General features: G+C 72.1%; 14 protein-coding genes. 11 read left to right on the top strand and 3 right to left on the bottom strand.

The features are described from left to right. The first annotated feature begins 73 nt into the window (after positions 1–73). Both AC0VYL_RS10740 and AC0VYL_RS10745 read left to right on the top strand, forming a co-directional pair. A complete protein-coding gene (locus AC0VYL_RS10740; RefSeq protein ID WP_475483030.1) occupies positions 74–2,386 on the top strand; it encodes a serine/threonine protein kinase in 2,313 nt (770 codons plus the stop codon). A 66-nt stretch (positions 2,387–2,452) separates the two neighbouring features. Next, complete coding sequence (locus tag AC0VYL_RS10745; protein WP_475462463.1) at positions 2,453–4,576, top strand: serine/threonine protein kinase; 2,124 nt, start codon at positions 2,453–2,455, stop codon at positions 4,574–4,576. Here AC0VYL_RS10745 and AC0VYL_RS10750 read toward each other — a convergent pair. Next, positions 4,570–5,175, bottom strand: a complete 606-nt coding sequence (locus AC0VYL_RS10750; protein WP_475483031.1) for a uridine kinase family protein — start codon at positions 5,173–5,175, stop codon at positions 4,570–4,572. The genes AC0VYL_RS10745 and AC0VYL_RS10750 overlap by 7 nt on opposite strands. Positions 5,176–5,303: 128 nt before the next feature. On the opposite strand from AC0VYL_RS10750, the gene AC0VYL_RS10755 reads away from it, so the two are divergent. From AC0VYL_RS10755 to AC0VYL_RS10790, 8 genes are all read left to right on the top strand, one after another. After that, on the top strand, positions 5,304–6,479 hold the full coding sequence (locus AC0VYL_RS10755; RefSeq protein WP_475463014.1) for an ROK family transcriptional regulator: 1,176 nt from the start codon (positions 5,304–5,306) through the stop codon (positions 6,477–6,479). A gap of 259 nt (positions 6,480–6,738) precedes the next feature. Further along, positions 6,739–7,884 carry an ABC transporter substrate-binding protein gene (locus tag AC0VYL_RS10760; RefSeq protein ID WP_475483032.1) on the top strand — a complete coding sequence of 382 codons (1,146 nt, stop codon included), beginning with the start codon at positions 6,739–6,741 and terminating at the stop codon, positions 7,882–7,884. A 118-nt stretch (positions 7,885–8,002) separates the two neighbouring features. Beyond that, a complete protein-coding gene (locus tag AC0VYL_RS10765; RefSeq protein ID WP_475462472.1) occupies positions 8,003–8,803 on the top strand; it encodes an ATP-binding cassette domain-containing protein in 801 nt (266 codons plus the stop codon). Next, positions 8,800–10,077, top strand: a complete 1,278-nt coding sequence (locus AC0VYL_RS10770; protein WP_475483033.1) for a sugar ABC transporter permease — start codon at positions 8,800–8,802, stop codon at positions 10,075–10,077. Before AC0VYL_RS10765 ends, AC0VYL_RS10770 begins: the two co-directional genes overlap by 4 nt. A 473-nt stretch (positions 10,078–10,550) precedes the next feature. Further along, positions 10,551–11,816: a styrene monooxygenase/indole monooxygenase family protein gene (locus AC0VYL_RS10775; RefSeq protein ID WP_475483034.1), complete on the top strand. Its 1,266-nt coding sequence runs from the start codon at positions 10,551–10,553 to the stop codon at positions 11,814–11,816. A gap of 39 nt (positions 11,817–11,855) precedes the next feature. Then, the gene (locus tag AC0VYL_RS10780) at positions 11,856–12,626 is read left to right on the top strand and encodes a sulfite exporter TauE/SafE family protein (RefSeq protein ID WP_475462481.1); all 771 of its coding nucleotides are present in this window, start codon (positions 11,856–11,858) and stop codon (positions 12,624–12,626) included. 287 nt (positions 12,627–12,913) lie between these two features. Continuing rightward, positions 12,914–14,842: a 1-deoxy-D-xylulose-5-phosphate synthase gene (dxs, locus tag AC0VYL_RS10785; RefSeq protein ID WP_475462484.1), complete on the top strand. Its 1,929-nt coding sequence runs from the start codon at positions 12,914–12,916 to the stop codon at positions 14,840–14,842. A gap of 54 nt (positions 14,843–14,896) precedes the next feature. Then, positions 14,897–16,288 (top strand): FAD-dependent oxidoreductase, encoded by a 1,392-nt coding sequence (locus AC0VYL_RS10790; protein ID WP_475483035.1) that lies wholly within the window; start codon positions 14,897–14,899, stop codon positions 16,286–16,288. Positions 16,289–16,290: 2 nt separating this feature from the next. Here AC0VYL_RS10790 and AC0VYL_RS10795 read toward each other — a convergent pair whose 3' ends face one another. Continuing rightward, entirely contained in the window at positions 16,291–17,136 is an 846-nt protein-coding gene (locus tag AC0VYL_RS10795) for a neutral zinc metallopeptidase (protein WP_475483036.1), read from the bottom strand. 444 nt (positions 17,137–17,580) lie between these two features. On the opposite strand from AC0VYL_RS10795, the gene AC0VYL_RS10800 reads away from it, so the two are divergent. Next, complete coding sequence (locus tag AC0VYL_RS10800) at positions 17,581–18,288, top strand: hypothetical protein (RefSeq protein ID WP_475483037.1); 708 nt, start codon at positions 17,581–17,583, stop codon at positions 18,286–18,288. Between the two features lie 15 nt (positions 18,289–18,303). Here the strand turns inward: AC0VYL_RS10800 and AC0VYL_RS10805 are convergent, their stop codons facing one another. Further along, positions 18,304–19,077, bottom strand: coding sequence for a TetR/AcrR family transcriptional regulator (locus tag AC0VYL_RS10805; protein WP_475462493.1), 774 nt, complete (start codon positions 19,075–19,077; stop codon positions 18,304–18,306). Positions 19,078–19,209 lie beyond the last annotated feature (132 nt).

Raw genomic sequence — 19,209 nt, forward strand, 5'->3', positions numbered from 1 at the left:
CAGTTCCCTGTGGCACCCTGACATGGCGCCCCGCTCGGGGCCCGAGAACGACGTACGAGAGACGGGGCGGGCTGTGGACGACCCTCAGGACCAGGCCATGCGAGTGGAGGAGGTCGGAGGCTTCCGGCTTCTGCGTTCCCTGGGGCGTGGCGGTTTCGGGGAGGTGTTCCTCGGTGAGGCCGGGGACGGCACCCTCGCCGCGGTGAAGCTCCTGCACGCCAGCTGGTCCGGCGACGCCGACATGCGGCGCCGCTTCGCCGCCGAGGTGGATCAGGCCCGGCGGGTGAGCGGGTTCTGCGTCGCCACGATCCTGGACGCCGACCCCGACGCGGCCCAGCCGTGGATCGCCACCGAGTTCATCGACGGCCCCACCCTCCAGGCCTCCGTCGAGGCGGACGGCCCGCGCACGGGAGTGGAGCTCCAACGCCTGTCCGTGGGCACCGCGACGGCCCTGGCCGCCATCCACGCGGCGGGGGTGGTGCACCGGGACCTGAAACCGGACAACATCATGCTCGCCTCGGACGGGCCCCGGGTGATCGACTTCGGGATCGCCCGCGCGGTGGAGTCGACCTCGGTGACGGCCAGCGGGGTGGTCGGCACCATCGGGTACATGGCGCCCGAGCAGCTGGAGGGCGCCCGGCTGACCGCCGCCGTGGACGTGTTCGCCTGGGCCTCGGTGATGGTGTTCGCCGCCACCGGCCGCGAGGCCTTCTCCGGTCCCACCCAGGCCTCGCGCATCGCCCGCATCCTGGGCGGGGAACCCGACCTCGCGGGCCTGGAGGGCGCGTTCGCCGACATCCTCCGGGTCTGCCTGGACAAGGAGCCCTCAGCTCGGCCCGACGCCGAGACCCTCATGCGGTGGATCATCTCCGCTCCGGCCGGTCCCGGTCCGGTCCGCGCCGCCGGAACCGGTGGGAACCACGCGCCCACGACGGTCGCCCCCGGTACGGACTCCGACCGCACGCACACCGAGGTGGCGCCCTCGTCGGAAGCCCGCACCCGCGTCGGCGTCGACCGCACCAGGGTCGCCGGTCCACCGCACTCCGGCGGGCCCCCCGTCGACCCCACCAGGGTGGGCGGGGCCGCCCATGCCGCACCCACCCGCACCTACACACACATGGCTCCCTCGGACGCGCCGGAGGGGCAGGTCCGCGCCCAGCCGTCCGGGCCGTATCCGTCGGCCCCCGGCGGGGCGTACACCCCGCCCCCGAGCGGCGCGTACCCCTCGGGCGCCTCGGGCGCCCACCCCTCTCCCAGCGGGTACCACGCCTCGAACAGCGGCCACTTCGGGGCGCCGCCCTACCATTTCGTCAGCCTCCGGTTCCACGACCCCGCCCACCTGGCCGAGGCCATGCAGCAGAACTGGGGCGCCGCGGTCAAGGTCTTCAGCGAACCCGGTGAGCGCGCTGCCCTGGGCGCCTGGCTCATGGACGACCTGGGCGACACCAGTGTCGACCGCTCCCTGTTCCGGCGCGAGGTCCGGGACGCCAACCTCGCGGTCGCCTCGTTCGTCGCCCAGGTCCGCCCCGACCTGCCGCCCGTCTTCCGTGGCCGGGGCGTGTCCCTGGCCGAGCTCCGGGCGCTGTTCTCCGACCCCGGTCCGCTCCTGACCGGCGCCCCGCTCAGCAACGAGATGGTCCTGCTGGCCCGTCCCGAGCTCCTGCGGATCATGAGCGCCCACCAGGGCCCCGAGAGCGTCGAGTACCAGCGGCTCGCCGAACACCTCGACCGCGGCGAGAACGCCGGCACCCTCCTGCACGGACAGCTCTCCCAGCAGCTCGTGGGATGGCGGTCGAGCCAGCCCAACGTCAACCCGGCACTGGTCCTGGCCTTCCTCCTGAACCCGCGCCTGATGGTCCCGCCCGACGACAACGGTGACTCCGGTGTCGCCGAGTGGGTGGACATCCTGTGGCAGCGCGTGTCGAACACCGGCACTCCCGAGAGCGCCGGGTACGCGGCGGCGGTCTACGGCTCCCTGGGCACCCTCCAGGCCCTGGCCAGGCAGCGCCGCTACTGGGAGAGCCGCTACGCCGAGGTGTCCACCACCCACGAGGAGCTCGTGGGCAAGGTGGAGCTCCAGACCCGGACCGGTCGGATCATCCACTGGTGCCGGATCTCCCTCATCGGCCTCCCCCTCGGCCTCTTCCTCGCCGTGATGCCCGTGTGGGACGTGGTCGCCGACCTCATGATGTGGGTCGCGCTGCTCGGCCTCGTCGGCCTGGTCGGCGCCTTCATGACACGTCTGGTGCTGTGCGGACCCGCCGACCGCCGTCGGCAGCGGCTCATGGACCTGCACAACTCCAACCACCAGCTGCCCCAGCTGACCAGCGGCGTGGAGCGCATCCGCACCGACCTGGCCCAGGCGCGCAGAATCACCTCCGGCTGAGCCCTCCGGCGGGCCCGGGCCCCGCCGTTCGGACGACAGGACAAGAGAAGAAGGAAGGACGCGCTCGTGGACGAGACCACGGACTTGACGCCCGCCCCCCGCGCGGTCGGTCCGTACACCCTGACGCGATCGCTGGGCAGGGGCGGTTTCGGGGAGGTGTTCCTCGGTGAGGCCGGGGACGGCACCCGGGCCGCCGTCAAGCTCCTGCACGCCAACTGGTCAGGCGACGCCGACATGCGGCGCCGCTTCGCCGCCGAGGTGGATCAGGCCCGGCGGGTGAGCGGGTTCTGTATCGCGACGATCCTGGACGCCGACCCCGACGCGGAGCAGCCCTGGATCGCCACGGAGTTCATCGACGGGCCCACCCTGCACCGGGCCGTGACCGTCGAGGGCCCCCGCACCGGCGCCGAGCTCCAGCGCCTCGCCGTCGCCACGGCCACCGCCCTCGCGGCCATCCACGCGGCGGGGGTGGTGCACCGGGACCTGAAGCCGGACAACATCATGCTCGCGTCGGACGGGCCCCGGGTGATCGACTTCGGGATCGCCCGCGCGGTGGAGTCCACCTCCGTGACCGCCAGCGGCATCGTCGGCACGGTCGGGTACATGGCGCCCGAGCAGCTGGAGGGCATGCGCCTCACCGCGGCCGTGGACGTCTTCTCCTGGGCCTCGGTGATGGTGTTCGCCGCCACCGGCAGGGACGCCTTCCACGGCCCCACCCAGGCCGCGCGCATCGCCAGGGTGCTCTCCGGGGAACCCGACACCGGGGACCTGTCCGGGCCCCTGCTGGACACCATCCTGGCCTGCCTGGACAAGGACCCGAGGCGGCGCCCGGACGCGCCCGCCCTCCTGCACCACCTGGTCGCGGGGACCGCTCCCGGTCCCGCCGGTCAGTCCTCGGGGCCGTCCCCCGCCCCGGGAGGGGACGCCCCCCGGACGCCGTCCCAGGACCCCCCGCCCCACCACGCGGCCGCACCGCCCTCGGGCAGACCCGCGTACCTCACCCCGCCGCCGTCCCTGGTCCGGCTCCAGAACTCCTACGGCCCTCCCGCACCCGACGCCGACGCCGACGGGGAGGTCCCGCCCTACCGGTTCGCGGGGGTGCGCTTCACCCGGATCGAGCCGCTGGCCGCCGCCATGCAGGAGCACTGGTCGGAGGCGGTCATGATCCTCGGGGACCCGGCCGAGCGGGCCATGCTCGGGTCCTGGGTCATGAACGACATCAACGACACCAAGGTGGACCGCTCCCTGTTCCGCCGCGAGGTCCGGGACGCGAACATGGCCGTGGCCTCCTTCGTCGCCCAGGTCTGCCCGGAGCTGCCACCCCTCTTCCGGGGGCACGAGCTCACCCTCGCCGGGCTGCGGGAGCTCTTCCACGACCCGCGTCCGCTCATCACCGGAGGGCACGAGGCCAACGAACTCATGCTGCTGGCCCGCCCCCAGCTGCTGCGGCAGATGGCGGAGCACCGGCACGCGGACGGCCCGGAACTGCGCCGACTGGCCCGGGACGTCGAGGAGGCCGAGCGGACCGGGATGGCCTTCCACCGGGAACTGGCCCAGAACCTCAACGGCTGGCGCGGGTTCGAGGGACGGATGGACCCGGCTCTGGCGCTCACCTTCCTGCTCAACCCGGAGCTCATGGTGCCCCCGGACCCGGGGGACATGCCCGGCGCCCTGAACTGGACGAGCGCGCTCTGGTCACGCGTCGAGCTCTCCTCGGGAGCCCGACGGGCGGGGTACGCGGCGGCTGTCTACGGTTCGCTGTCCGCCGTCGTGACCCTGATCCGGCAGCGCCGGGTGTGGGCGGAGCAGCGGGAGTCCCTGCGCCGTGAACACAGTTCGCTGACCGCGGCGGTCTCGGAGTCGGGGCAGATCTCCAGGATCAGGACGGCGTTCGTGGTGGCGGCCGTCGTCTTCCTGTTCCTGTCCCTGGTCCTCGGGGCGGGGCTCAACGGGTCGGGCCTGGGGATGCTCTTTTTCCTGTCGTCGCTCGCGGCGGGGAGCGTCGCGCTGATCATGAGGTTCAGGGAGAACGGGAGCTTCGGGGGGTCCTCCGCCCGGGAGGCGCGTGACCTGCGCCTGCGCAACATCCCCCTCCAGGGTCAGGCGCTGGCGGCGGGTCTGCGGACGATGGACGCCGACGTCCGGCGCGCCCGCGAACTCTGCTCGCGGCCGCCCGCCAAGGACTACTGAGGGCCGTTCCCGACCAGCAGGTCGGCGCGTTCACGAGGCGGGTCGCAGGCGTACAGGGCGTCCTCCTGACGGGCCCACGAGGCACGGTGGGGGGCGTACGCCTCCGCGTCCTCCCGGGCGTCGAGCCTGCGGGCCCGCGTCGGCGCGTCGGCCTCCACCCACAGCAGCAGGTCCGGGAGGTCGCGCACGGCGGCGGCCCCGGAACCGCACCCCTCCACGACGAGGGTGCCCCCGTGTTCGACGACGTCGGCGGGGAGGGTGACCCGGTCGGCGCCGAACGCCCCGCGCTCCCAGTCGTACCGGTGCCAGGCGGGTGCGCGCCCCTCGGCGAGCGGCAGCAGCACCCATGACCTGAGCAGGGCGGAGGCCTCGGCCAGACCCTCCCAGCCGGGGTAGAGGTCCTCCATCGTCAGGAGGGCCACCGGTTCACCCCGGTCGGCCAGGGCACGGCACACCCGGGCGGCCACCGTGCTCTTGCCCGACCCCGAACGCCCCTCCACCGCCACGACCCGTACGAGCGGGCCCCGCCGGTCGGCGTCCAGAACGGCCCCGGCCACGTGTTCCGCCCACCCGGGCCGGTCGGTGCTCACCCTCTCCATGCCCACGAACCTAGGGCATGGCCGGGGTCGGCCGTCCGGGCCGCGACTCTGAGGTCCGGTTCCCCGTTCAATGCTTGTAACATTCGACGGAACAACGCCAGAGCGAGCGGACCGAGAAGGGGTACGTGGTGACCGAGACCGGCACGACCCCCGGGTCCCAGTCCGCTCTGCGGGAGGCCAACCAACGGCGCGTCGTGGACGTGCTGCGCCGCGACGGCACCCGCACCCAGGCCGAGCTGGCCCGCGCCACAGGGCTCTCGGCGGCCAGCGTCTCCAACATCGTCCGGGGCCTGCGCGCCGCCGGGACGGTGTCGGTGCGCGACACCTCCTCCAACGGCCGCCGGGCCCGGGCCGTCACCCTCCTCCGCCCGCCGGGCACGGTCGTGGCCGTGGACTTCGGCAACGACCGGATCCGCGTGGCGGTCGGTGACAGCGAAGGCAACATGCTGGCCCGCGAGTCCATCGCCTACGAGGTCGCCGCGGACGCCGGGCGGGCGGTCCGCCGGGCCGCCTGGCTGACCGAGACCACCCTGCTGGGCGCCCGGATCGACCTGGGCACGGTCGCCTCCGTGGTGGCCTCCGTTCCGGGGCCGATCGCCCCCGACACCGGCGAGGTCGGTGCCATCTCCTGTTTGCCCCGGTGGGCGGGGTTCCGCCCCGCCGAGGTGCTGGGGGAGCGGCTCGGCCTGCCCGTGCGGGCGGAGAACGACGCCAACCTCGCGGTGGTGGCCGAACGTGAGCTGGGCGCCGCCCAGGGGGCCGACCACGTCATCCAGCTGGTCCTCGGGGAGGGCGTGGGCGCGGGCATCGTCATGTCCGGTCGGCTCTTCCGGGGCGCGGGCGGCACGGCGGGCGAGATCGGGCACATCGGCCTGGACCCGCGCGGCCAGGTGTGCCGCTGTGGCAACCGCGGCTGCCTGGAGACCTTCGTGGGCACCGGGTACCTGTTGAACATGCTGCCCAGGACCCACGATCTCGCGGCCGGTACGGACCGGGATCTGCTGCGGGAGTTGGTCGCCTCCGCTCTGGACGAGGACCCCGGCAGCCGCCGCGTCGTCGCGGAGGCCGGGAGCGCCCTGGGGCAGGGGGTGGCGATCATGGCCAACCTGTTCAACCCGGACCGCGTGGTGGTCGGCGGCGACCTGGCCGAGGCGGGCGATCTGCTGCTGGTCCCCATGCGCAGGTCGATGGAGCTCGGAACCCTGGGTGGGGCCCTCGCCCAGCTCGAAGTGGAGACCAGCGCCCTGGGCGAGGACGCGCCGATCCGTGGCGCGCTGCTCACGGCCGCGCACAGCCTGCGCTGAACGCGGGCACCTCGGCTCAGCCACTCGGCGGGGTCTCTCTGAGGCGCCCGCCTGAGGTTCGCACCCCTTCCGCGCGGTGTCCGCCTTGTGTGCAAGCGTCGTGGCCTGCCCGGATACTGAATTTAGCTTGTGAACTCAAGACTCGTAATGTTTCGGTTATGTGTTCAACAGTTGACGGCAAGGTGGACTCGGGGATCTACTTCACACCATCGATCGCGCATTCTCGTCCGCGCAGGTTCCGCAAGAGAGGCCCCCCGCGTTGACCACGACACGCCCCCACCACCACCGTCCCCTCCCCCTCGGTATCGCCGCCGCCGGTGCCGCGCTGGCCCTGTTCGCCACCGCCTGCGGCTCACTCACCACGGACGACTCGGCCGGTGAGACCCAGACACACAGCCTGGAGGAGGGCTTCCACGTCGGACTGCTGCTCCCCGAGCTCCAGACCGCCCGTTACGAGGCCTTCGACAAGCCCTACTTCGAGGAGGCGCTGACGGACCTCTGTCCCAACTGCGAGCTCTCGTACGCCAACGCCGACCAGGACGTCGACGAACAGCAGACCCAGGCCCAGGCGATGCTGACCGCCGGGGTCGACGTCCTCGTGCTCGGCGCCGTCGACTCCGAGGCCGCCGCCGGAACCGTGAACGAGGCACGCGGCCAGGGAGTCCCCGTCGTCGCCTACGACCGACTGGCCCAGGGCGGCGTCGACATGTACGTCTCCTTCGACAACTTCCGGGTCGGCCAGGTCCAGGCCGAGGCCCTCCTGGGCGCCCTCGACCAGGAGGGAACCGCCGGTGACGGCCAGATCGTCATGATCAACGGCTCACCGACCGACCCCAACGCGGGCGACTTCAAGGCGGGCGCCCACGAGATCTTCGAGGGCCAGGTCGAGATCGGCCAGGAGTTCGACACCCCCGACTGGTCGCCGGACGAGGCCAACAGCCAGATGGAGGGCGCCATCACCTCCCTCGGCCTGGACGAGATCGTCGGCGTCTACTCGGCCAACGACGGCATGGCGGCGGGCATCATCTCCGCCCTGCGCAGCGCCGGGGTCTCCGTGGCGGACCTTCCGCCCGTCACCGGACAGGACGCCGAGCTGCACGGCATCCAGCGGATCGTCTCCGGTGAGCAGTACATGACCGTCTACAAGGCCATCCGCCCCGAGGCCGAGATCGCCGCCGCCATGGCCGTCTCCCTGGCCACCGGCGACGAACTCGACGCGGGTGAGCACTCCGTCACCGAGGTCGAGGACGCCGACGGCGAGAAGGTCAGCTCGGTCCTGCTCGACCCGGTCGCGGTCACCGTCGACGACATCGCGGACACGGTCGTCTCCGACGGCTTCTACACGATCGAGCAGATCTGCACCGACGACTACGCCGACTTCGACTTCTGCAAGGAAGCCCTCTAGCCATCCCGACGTCCGGGCCGTCCCCCACCGGAGGCGGCCCGGACGCGAAGCCCCGCGAGGCCGGGCCGCGTGGAGCGACCGGCCCCGTCCCGCCGGGGCGAGAGAGAGAAACAGGCACATGAGCACACCCGTCCTGGAACTGTCCGGGATCTCCAAGACCTTCGGGGCCGTCAAGGCCCTCTCCGAGGTCGACTTCCAGGTCGACCCCGGGGAGGTGGTCGCCCTCCTCGGGGACAACGGCGCGGGCAAGTCGACCCTCGTCAAGGTCATCGCCGGAGCCCACCCCGCCGACAACGGCGGCACCGTCCTCTGGGACGGCACACCGGTCACCATCGGGGCGCCCGCGGACGCCCAACGCCTCGGGATCGCCACCATCTACCAGGATCTCGCTCTCTGCGACAACCTGGACATCGTCGGCAACCTCTTCCTGGGCAACGAACGCCTCCACTTCCCCGGCACCCTCGACGAGGTCGAGATGGAGCGTCGGGCCGTGGAGCTCCTCGACTCCCTGTCGGTGAGCATCCCCGACCTGCGCGTCCCCGTCGCCGCCCTCTCCGGCGGGCAGCGGCAGATCATCGCCATCGCCCGGTCCCTGCTGGGCCAGCCCCGCGTGGTGATGCTCGACGAACCCACCGCCGCGCTGGGCGTCGCCCAGACCGCCCAGGTCCTCGACCTCATCGAGCGCCTGCGCGACCAGGGGCTGGGGGTGGTCCTGATCAGCCACAACATGGCCGACGTCCGGGCCGTCGCGGACCGCGCCGTCGTGCTCCGCCTCGGCCGCAACGCGGGCGACTTCCCCATCGCCTCGACCAGCTACGAGGAGATCGTGGCCGCCATCACCGGCGCCTCCGACAACCCGGTGACCCGTCGATCCACCCGTACCGGCTCATCGGCCACGGCCACGAAGGACAAGGAATGAGCCAGCAGACACACGCCTCCCAGGACGGCGACACGTCCGTACCGGCGAGCGGACCCCGGCGCGACCCCCGACTGCTGGCCACCGTCGCCTCACCCGGCGGATGGCTCAGGGCCCTGCGCCGCAACCTCAGGGGAGGGGAGCTCGGCGCGGCGCCGGTCATCGTCGGCCTGCTGCTGATCGCCGTCGTCTTCCAGTCGATGAACGACCGGTTCCTGTCCCCGCAGAACCTGTCGAACCTCACCGTGCAGATCGCCGCGATCGGCCTCATGACCACCGGCGTCATCATGGTCCTGCTGCTCGGTGAGATCGACCTGTCCATCGGCTCGGTGGCGGGACTCTCAGCCGGGGTCCTGGCGGTCCTCGCGGTCCGGCACGGCTGGTCCGAGTGGGCGGCCGTCGGCGCCGCCGTGGGCGTGGGCCTCCTCGTGGGCCTGCTCCACGGTTTCGTCTTCGCGAAGATGGGCGTACCGGCCTTCGTGGTCACCCTCGCCGGTCTGCTCGGCTGGCAGGGCGTGCACCTCTACCTCATGGGCGGCGACGGGAGCATCAACACCAGCTCCAGCGGCGCCATCGCGATGCTCACCCAGACCTACTTCGTCCCGGTCGTGGGCTGGTTCCTGGTCCTGCTGGCACTCGGCCTCTACCTGCTGTCGGTGCTGGTGGTCGAGGGCCGACGCCGCTCGGCGGGCCTGCCCTACAAGCCGCTGACCGAGGTGCTGTTCCGTACCCTCCTGCTCGCCCTGCCGCTGGCGGGCGGTGTGTGGGTGCTCAACCAGTACAAGGGTGTACCGCTCGCCTTCCTCATCTTCGTGGGCTTCGTGGTGGTGCTGGACCTGGTGCTGCGCAAGACCCGCTACGGCCGCATGGTCTACGCGGTGGGCGGCAGCTCCGAGGCGGCCCGCCGGGCCGGGATCAACGTGGACCTGATCCGGATCTCCGTCTTCGGGATCGCCTCCACCCTGGCCGCGCTCGGCGGCGTCATGCTGGTCTCCCGCAACTTCGCGGCCAGCGTCTCCACGGGCGGCGGCGCCGAACTCATGATGGCCATCGCGGCCGCGGTGATCGGTGGCACGAGCCTGTTCGGCGGGCGCGGCAACGCCTACTCGGCCCTGCTGGGCGGCCTGGTACTGGGCGCCATCACCTCGGGTCTGCTGCTGCTCCAGATGGACACGTCGGTGCGCTTCATGATCACGGCGGCGGTCCTGCTGATCGCGGTCGTGCTCGACGCGCTCTCCCGTCGTGGACGCAAGACCCACGCCAGGGGCGGCGCCTAGGGCCACCCCCAGTGCGGCGGTCGTCCCTCCCCGGGGCCGCCGCGGGGCCCGGGCCGGTTCCACTCCCACCGGTCCGGGCCTCTCCCGTGTGCACGGGGCGTGTGAGGTGTGTCCCTTTCCGGCCTCCGCGCGCGACGGCGCGTTCCCCGTGGACGGGGGCGCGGACCGCCCCGGCGGCGGGGGAGGGGGTCGAGTGGCCGGGCCCGCCGGGTCGGACCGCCGATACCCGGTGTGACCTGCGCTGACACGGACACGCTCCCGAAGCGCCGTCCGGAGGGGCCGACGGCCGCCGTGACCCGGGCCACTCCCGGTCTCCGGGGCGTTGGTCCCGACGGGCGCGGGGTCGAAGGTCCCGAGGTCAGGGGCGGAATCAGCGTCCTTCGGAGCGCTGTTAGGTTCGCCGCGTCCCTCGACCCAGCCCCGGGCGTCCGGCGTCGCGCCCGCGCCGCTCCCGGGACCCAGCCAGGAGAACCATGCGCAAGATCCTCGTCGTCGGTGCCGGACCGTCCGGGCTCCAGCTCGCCCTCGGGCTGCTCGCGGAGGACTACGACGTCACCCTGATCGACCCCCGGGGGCCGGAGGAGATCCGGGCCGGGCGGGTGATGTCCACCCAGTGCCTCTTCGGACCGGCCCTGCGCCGTGAACGCCGCCACGGACTGGACCTCTGGGGCGACCGGGCGCCCGACGTCACCGGAGTGGGGATGCGCGTGGCCGCCGCGGAGGGGGGAACCGCACCCGAGACCGACTGGGTGGGACACCTGGACGAGCCCGCCCGGTCGGTGGACCAACGGCTCAAACTGGCCGCGTGGGCGGAGCTGTTCGCCCGGGGCCGCGGCCGCGTTGTCCGGAGCCGGGTCACCCCCGACGACCTGGAGGCCCTGAACGCCGAACACGACCTGGTCGTCGTCGCGGCGGGCCGGGGCGGACTCGCCGGGCTCTTCCCGCGCGACGAACGCCGTTCACCCTTCACCGAGCCCCAGCGCGTGCTCTCCCTGGCCTACGTCACCGGGGCCGACCCGCATCCGCACGGCGGTGTCCTGGGGCGGACGGCCTTCCCGGGAGCGGGCGAACTGCTCACCCTGCCCACCCTCTCCGTGAACGGCCTCTGCCAGGCCCTGATGGTCGAGGCCGTGCCCGGCGGGCCACTCGACCGGCCGTTGCGCCCCGGCGCCACCAGCGAGGACGTGCTCGAAGGCCTGCTGGACGTCCTCCGCCGCCACGCCCCCTGGGAACACGAGCGCTTCGCCGGGGCCCGGCTGGCCGACCCCCTCGCCGCCCTCCACGGCGCCCACACCCCGGTGGTGCGCGAGCCCGTCGCCCGGTTGGCCGACGGCACCCCCGTCCTGGGCATGGCCGACACCGTGGTCAGCAACGACCCCGTCACCTCGCAGGGCGCCAACATGGCCTCCCTGTGTGCCGACGTCTACCGCCGCGCCATCGTCGACCACGGGACGCGTCCCTTCGACGAACGCTTCATGCGCGCGGCCTTCACGGCCTACTGGCGCCACGCGCGGCAGGTCACCGCGTGGAGCAGAGTGATGCTGGCCGGGCCGCAGCACGTGTGGGAGCTGTACCGGCTGGCGGAGGGGCACCAGCCCACCGCCGACCGGTTCGCCAACTCCTTCGGGGACCCCACCGGCCTGATCGACTGGTTCCTGCACCCCGAGCGGGCGACGGCCTACGCGGACCAGGTGCGACGATCCGCGGAGACGCCGTCGTCCCATGTCCCTATCTCCTAATCCCGATCGGCCAGAGGGGGATATAGCGTCGGCCCCCTCATGTTCGCTGATCTCCTCACACCCACGTCCCACGCCCTGTTCGGGCAGATCGACGCCTGGATCTTCCTCCTGGTGGCGGCCACCGCCGTCCTCGCCGGCGCCGCCGTCCAGAGCATGGTCGGGCTCGGCCTCGGACTGGTCGCCGCCCCGGTGATCTCCTTCCTCGACCCCACGCTCATGCCCGGGTCCCTCCTGATCGCCGTGATCGTCCTGCCGATGCTCACCCTCGTCCAGGAGTGGCGCCACGTGGACTGGCGCGGCCTCGCCTGGGGGCTTCCCGCCCGCGTGCCGGGAACCGTGCTGGCGGTGTGGGTCGTGGCGGTCCTCGAACCCCGCGCCCTCGCGGCGGTGGTCGGCGTCATGGTGCTCGTTGCCGTCGCCCTGACCGTGCGGTCCTTCCGGGTGCGCATTACCCCCGTCTCCCTGGTCGCGGCGGGCACCCTCTCGGGGTTCGCGGGGACCGCCACCTCGGTGGGCGGACCGCCCATGGCCCTGCTCTACCAGCACGAACCGCCGGAGCGCGTGCGCGCCACCCTGGCCGCGTTCTTCCTGCTCGGGGGCGCCCTCTCCCTGCTGTCCCTCGGGATCGGCGGGCAGCTGGACGGCCGCACCGCCGCCGCCGGGATCGCCGCCATCCCCTGCGTGGGCCTGGGCTTCCTCGTCGGCAACCGGGTCCGCCGGTGGGTCGATCCGAAGCTCATGAGGAAGGCCCTGCTGTGTGTGGTGACCGTCTCCGCGATCGGCCTCCTCACACAGGCCGCTCTCGGCTAACCTCGGCCACTCGGGCCGTCTCAGGTAAACCCGCTCCCAAGAGGGAGTAATCTACGCCGAAACCTCCGAGGCGGGTGCGGGCCCGGCGGTGTCCTCCGGAAGGGGCAGACCCTTATGCCGTGGGTACCGTCGAATCCGTAGCCTCGGAGGGCCGCCGGGTGTGACCCGCGGGCGAAGGCCCATAAACTCGGGTACGTATACCTGTCGGTAGCCATGTCCGGCCCACGTCAGGGGCTGGAGCGGGCAAACGTAACGTGGACACGCTGGACGAGGGGACTGACGAGACAGTGACACTGTTCGAGTCGATACACAATCCGGAAGCGCTGAAGAAGCTCCCGGCCGACCAGCTCCCTGCGCTGGCCCGGGAGATCAGGGACTTCCTGGTCGACTCCTGCTCCCAGACAGGGGGGCACCTCGGTCCCAGCCTCGGCGTCGTCGAGCTGAGCATCGCGCTGCACCGGGTCTTCGACTCACCGAAGGACCCCATCCTCTTCGACACCGGCCACCAGGCCTACGCGCACAAGGTCCTCACCGGCCGCCACGACTTCAGCGACCTGAAGTCCGAGGGCGGCCTGTCCGGCTACCCGTCCCGCGCGGAGTCGGAGCACGACTTCATCGAGAACTCCCACGCCTCCACCTCGCTGTCCTACGCCGACGGCATGGCCAAGGCCAACGAGGTCCAGGGCCGTACCGACCGGACCGTGGTCGCCGTCATCGGTGACGGCGCCCTCACCGGCGGCATGGCCTGGGAGGCCCTGAACAACATCGCGGAGAAGCGGAACCGGCGCCTGGTCATCGTCGTCAACGACAACGGCCGCTCCTACTCGCCCACCATGGGCGGTCTGGCCGACCACCTCTCCTCGCTGCGCATGACCCCCGGCTACGAGCAGGCGCTGGACCTGGCCAAGAACACCCTCAACCGCACCCCGGTGGTCGGACAGCCCCTCTACGAGGCCCTGCACGGCCTCAAGAAGGGCCTCAAGGACACCATCCAGCCGCAGATGATGTTCGAGGACCTGGGGCTGAAGTACCTGGGCCCCATCGACGGCCACGACGAGCCCGCCGTGGAGAAGGCCCTGCGCCGGGCCCGCGACTTCGGCGGACCGGTGATCGTCCACGTCATCACCCAGAAGGGCAAGGGCTACGCCCCGGCCGAGAACCACGACGAGGACCAGTTCCACGCCCCCGGCCCCTTCGACATCGACACCGGTGAGGCCAAACCCGGCCCCAAGGTCGAGAAGTGGACGTCGGTCTTCGCGAACACCATGGTGGAGTTGGGCGGCGAGCGCGAGGACATCGTCGGCATCACCGCCGCGATGCTCCACCCGACCGGCCTCAACAAGTTCGCGGACGCCTACCCCGACCGCGTCTTCGACGTCGGGATCGCCGAGCAGCACGCCGCCACCGCCGCCACCGGCATGGCGATGAACGGCCTGCACCCGGTGGTCGCCGTCTACGCGACCTTCCTCAACCGCTGTTTCGACCAGGTGCTCATGGACGCCGCCCTGCACCGCCAGGGCGTCACCTTCTGCCTGGACCGCGCGGGCGTCACCGGCAACGACGGGGCCAGCCACAACGGCATGTGGGACATGTCCATCCTCCAGGTGGTCCCCGGACTCCGCCTGGCCGCCCCGCGTGACGCCGCGCGGCTGCGCGCCCTGCTGCGCGAGGCCGTGGCCGTCGAGGACGCCCCCACGGTCGTGCGCTACCCCAAGGGTGCCGTCGCCGAGGAGCTCCCCGAGATCGGCAAGGTCGGCGGCATGGACCTGCTGCGCCGCGCCACCGACGGCGGACACGGCAAGGACCTGCTCATCGTCGGCGTGGGCACCATGGCCCAGGTCGCCTGTGAGGTGGCCGACCGCATGGCCGACCAGGGCATCGGCGTCACGGTGATCGACCCGAGATGGGTCAAGCCGCTGGACGAGGCCCTGGTGGACGAGGCCGCCGAGCACTCCGTGGTGGCGGTCGTGGAGGACAACGGCCGCACCGGCGCCGTCGGGGACGCCGTGGCCCGCCTGCTGCGCGACCACGACGTGGACGTGCCCGTGCGGACCTTTGGTATCGAGCAGGAGTTCCTCGACCACGCCAAGCGCGACCGCATCCTCCAGCAGCAGGGCCTGACCCCGCAGGAGCTGTCCCGCAAGCTCACCGAGACCGTCTCCCGGCACAGTGAGCGCGGCGGCCAGCAGCCCGAACTGGCCGACGAGAAGGCCTGACCCACACCCCTCTGGCAGCGCCGGAACCGCCTCCGGTGCTGCCAGAATGGGGTCATGACCGACCAGCCCAGCGCCCAGGACGAAACTCCGCTCAGGGTGGCCGTGATCGGCTCCGGCCCGGCCGGGGTCTACGCCGCCGACGCCCTCACCCGCCAGCGCCGCGTGCCGGTCCGGGTGGACATCGTGGACCGGCTGCCCACCCCCTACGGCCTGGTCCGCTACGGCGTGGCCCCCGACCACACCAAGATCAAGGGCGTGGCCCAGACCCTGCGCAGGGTCCTGGAGCACCCGCACGTGCGGTTCGTCGGCGGGGTCGAGTTCGGCACCGACCTCACGCGGGCCGACCTGGCCCGCTCCCACCACGCCGTCGTCTACGCGACCGGCGCCAGCGTGGACCGGCGCATGGGTGTGGCCGGTGAGGACCTGCCCGGCAGCGTCGCCGCCACCGACTTCGTCAACTGGTACTGCGGGCACCCCGACAACACGTGGGACGACTTCGCCCTCGACGCCGAGGAGGTCGCCGTGGTTGGGGCGGGCAACGTCGCCCTCGACGTGGTCCGCGTCCTGGCCAAGACCGCCGACGAGCTCCGGCACACGGACGTCCCCGAGGCCGTGCTGGACGTGTTCGCCGCCAGCCGTGTGCGCACGATCCACCTGCTGGCCCGCCGGGGACCGCTCCAGGCCAAGTTCACGGCGCCCGAACTCCGCGACCTGCTGGACCTCCCCGGGGCGGACATCGTGGTGCGCCCCGAACAGGTGGACATCGACCTCACCGAGATCGGGGACGACCGCCCGGAGCTGCGTGACGTGTCCCGGGCGGCGCGCACCAACCTCAGGCTGTTGCGTGAACAGGCCGAGCGCGTCCCCGAGGGGCGCCCGCGCCGCGTCGAACTGCACTTCTGGTCCCGGCCCGAGGAGATCCTGGGCGAGGACCGTGTGAAGGGCCTACGCGTCGAGCGCACCCGGCTCACCCCGGAGGGGCGTCTGGAGGGAACCGGCGAGCACGAGGTCCTGGACGTCGGCATGGTGATGCGCTCGGTGGGGTACGCCGGGGTGCCCCTCGAAGGGGTGCCCTTCGACCCGGGTGCGAGGACCGTGCCGCACGAGGAGGGCCGGGTGCTGGACTCCGAGGGGACACCGGTGCCGGGCGACTACGTGGCCGGGTGGATCAAGCGGGGAGCCAGCGGGGTGATCGGCACGAACAAGTCCGACGCCGCCGGGACCGTCCGCGCACTGCTGGAGGACGCCCCCCGCCTGCGCGACTCGGTCCCCGAGCCCGTCGCCCTGGAACGGGTGCTGGACGACCGGGGGCTGCGGCACAGCGACTACGAGGGCTGGCTGCGTATCGACACCGCCGAGGCGGGGCACGCCGCCGACCTGGACCGGGGGGAACGCGTGAAGTACCGGGACTGGGAGGCCTACCGGAGGATCCTCGGACAGGGCTGAGGTCAGGTGACGTCCCCGGCGGCCGCGTCGTAGGTGTTGCACCCGCCCACGGTCGGGCTGGTGTACCCCGACTCCAGCCAGTACGCGCGGTTGGCCGCGCTTCCGTGGGTGTCCAGGTCGCCGCCGCCGTTGAAGTGCAGGTTGACCACGTCCAGGGAGTCGCCCTCCGGGTCGGTGAGGCCGCGCAGCCCGACACCCGCCATGCACTCGGCCTGGAGCTCGGTGCGGCGCAGGGTGTCCAGTTCGTCGGCCTCGCTGCCCGCTCTGAGGCGCAGGTCGTGGGAGATGCTCAGGATGCCGGTGGCGTACTGCACGTGGTGGGCGTACTCGTGGCCCATCAGCGCGAGCCACACGTCCGCCTGGTGGGTGTCGGGGATCTGCTCACCGACCTGGCGCACGTTCGGCAGGACCACGGTGATCAGGCCCCGGTCGCTCTCGTAGTACGCCAGGGTGAAGGAGTCCTCGCTGTCCGTCTCCAGGGACTCGTCGGTGACGGTGATCTCGGGTAGCTCGGGGTCCAGGCCGAGTTCGTCCATGACCGGCGCCCACAGCTCGTTCAGGCAGGTCCCGGCCTCGTTGGCGAACGCCTCCCAGGAGTCGTCCGAGTCGGTTCGCAGCTCCGGCAGGGCGCAGTCGACGGACTCGGGCATGGCGACGCCGTAGAGCGGGTGGTCGACGATGTCGACCTCCGCCGGGTTCGGCCGGGCGTACAGGGAGGTGTCGTAGAACGCCGACAGGTCGGTCCCGCCCGTGGAGACCTCCTCCTGCGGGGTGTTCACCACGATGACCACGCTGGCGATCAGCGCCACCAGAGCGACCGAGGCCGCCGAGAACGCCGCTACCAGCACGGCTCTGCCCCGGTTCCGGCGCGGCGGCGGGTACGTCCCCCACTGCGGGTGCGGGTGGTACCCGGCCCCCGTCGGCGGGTGGAACGGCGGTACGTGTGCCGGGGGGTGGCCCTGCGTCCACTGGGGAGCCCCCGTGGGTGGCCGGTACCCCTGCGGCGCCTGCGCGGCGTACGGCGGCCGGGGCTGCCCCCACGCGACGTTCGTCCCAGGTGCGGGCTGGTGGTGACCCGGCTGCTGTCCGTGCGCCGCACGCGGAGCCTGAGAGCCGAACTGGTGCCCCTGCGGCCCCTGCTGGCCCTTTGGGGGTGGGGCGAGCGGCGCTTGAGGCCCGTAGGTGGCCTGCGGGTCGTGTGGCCCCTGTGGGGCTTGGGCCCTCGGGGTCTGCTCGTTTGAGTGCCCCTGCGCGGCCTGTGGCGCCTGGGGGCCCTGGATCAGATTGGTTGCTTGAGACGCTTGCGGCGGCTGAGCCCCCGGAACCTGTTGACGCGGCGGGTCCTGCGGCGCGTTCACCTGCTGAGCGTGTGCGGGCCCAGCCTGTGGCTGTCCGGGTTGCGGCCCCTGTGCCATGTGTGGTGCCTGTGGGGCGTGCGGCGCCTGAGGGCCGTGGGCGGTCTGCTGACCGTGCGGAGGTGGGGGAGAGGCGTCTGGTCGGCCCTGGGGCTGCTGTGCACCCTGCGCGGACCCCTGGTGCCCGTGCGGGCTGCGCGGCGGCTGGGGTCTCTGGAACTGAGGGTTCGCCTGCGGGGACACTGGCGCGCTCTGCGGCTGCCCTGGCTGGACCTGCGCGGGGGGTGGCGTCCGGGCGGCCTGGGATTCGTGCGGCGTGCCGGGAGCCTGTGGGGACTCCGCAGGATCGACGGAGTCCTCGGCTGGGCTCGGGGCGGTCTGGGCAGCCGACGGTTCCGGCTCCGGGCCCCGTGGGGGCTGGGCCTCGGCCGGGCTCGGGGCGTCGTGGCGGGACGTGCCCGGATGTTCGGGCGGTCGCTGCTGGGCGCCGGTCCGGTCCGGGTGGGGAGGGTTCTCCCCGGGCTGTTCAGCTCCGGTTCGGTTCTCCACGGGATCGTCCTCGTCGTCGCGCCTACACGGGAACGGCATGCCGGATTCGTACCCACGAATCCGGCAATAGCCGCAGACCTCCAGTATGGGGCTTGAACGGACGAGTCCCGGTCAGGCACCCCCCGCCATACGGGGCGGGGAATAGCGAACCCCGAGGTCCTTCGCCATGTTCTGAAGCTCGGACTCGAAGAATGGTTCCATGTCCCCCACCACGAAACTCAGATGTTGGAACACTTCCATGCAGACCACGCCATAGAGGCGCACCCAGCAGGCCGTGAGGACCATGACGGCGCCCTCGGAGATGTCGGGTGAGGTGAATCCGACGGAGTCGGCGAAGGATCGCAGTTCGGGGCGGAGCGCGTTCGGGATCTCCTCGTCCGTCGGCAACGGAAAGCGCTCCTCCGAGACCAGTCGGTCGAAGAGGGTGAAGAACGTGGAACCGAAACGGCGGCCCGCCTCCAGGGCGCGGGTGATGTCGGCCTCGGGGTCCAGCCGGGTCCTCGGCCCGAACATCACCGAGAACTCGGCCTGGTGGGTGATGGCCCAGTTCCGGAACGCGCGCAGCGAGACGAGGATGCGGCCGTCGGTGTCGTCCACGGGCATGCTCGCGTCGGCGTCGGCCACCACGTCGGCCAGCTCCTCGTACATCTCCGCCGTGATCATCACGAGCAGGGCGTCGATCCCGGGCACGTAGCGGTACAGGCCGGGAGCGGTCATGCCCATCTCGCGGGCGATCGCGCGCAGGGACACCCCGACGACCCCGAACTCCACGAGGTGTCTGCGGGCGATCTCCTTGATCTCGGAGAGTGTGGCCTCGCGCACACGCTCGCGGCGGCTCAGCGTGCCCCCGGTCCGATGGTCGCTTGTGACCGGCGGTTTCGTCATGTGCTGCGGTACACCCCGTCTCACGCGCCAGGGTCGAGGCGCATTGGTTGTCTCGGTGATGTTGACATCGTAATGCCTGCACGCTTAAGTGAACACCGTTAGCAAACGGGGTTCACGAACATGACGAGCGTT

The organism is Nocardiopsis sp. iso_238 (assembly GCF_056173325.1).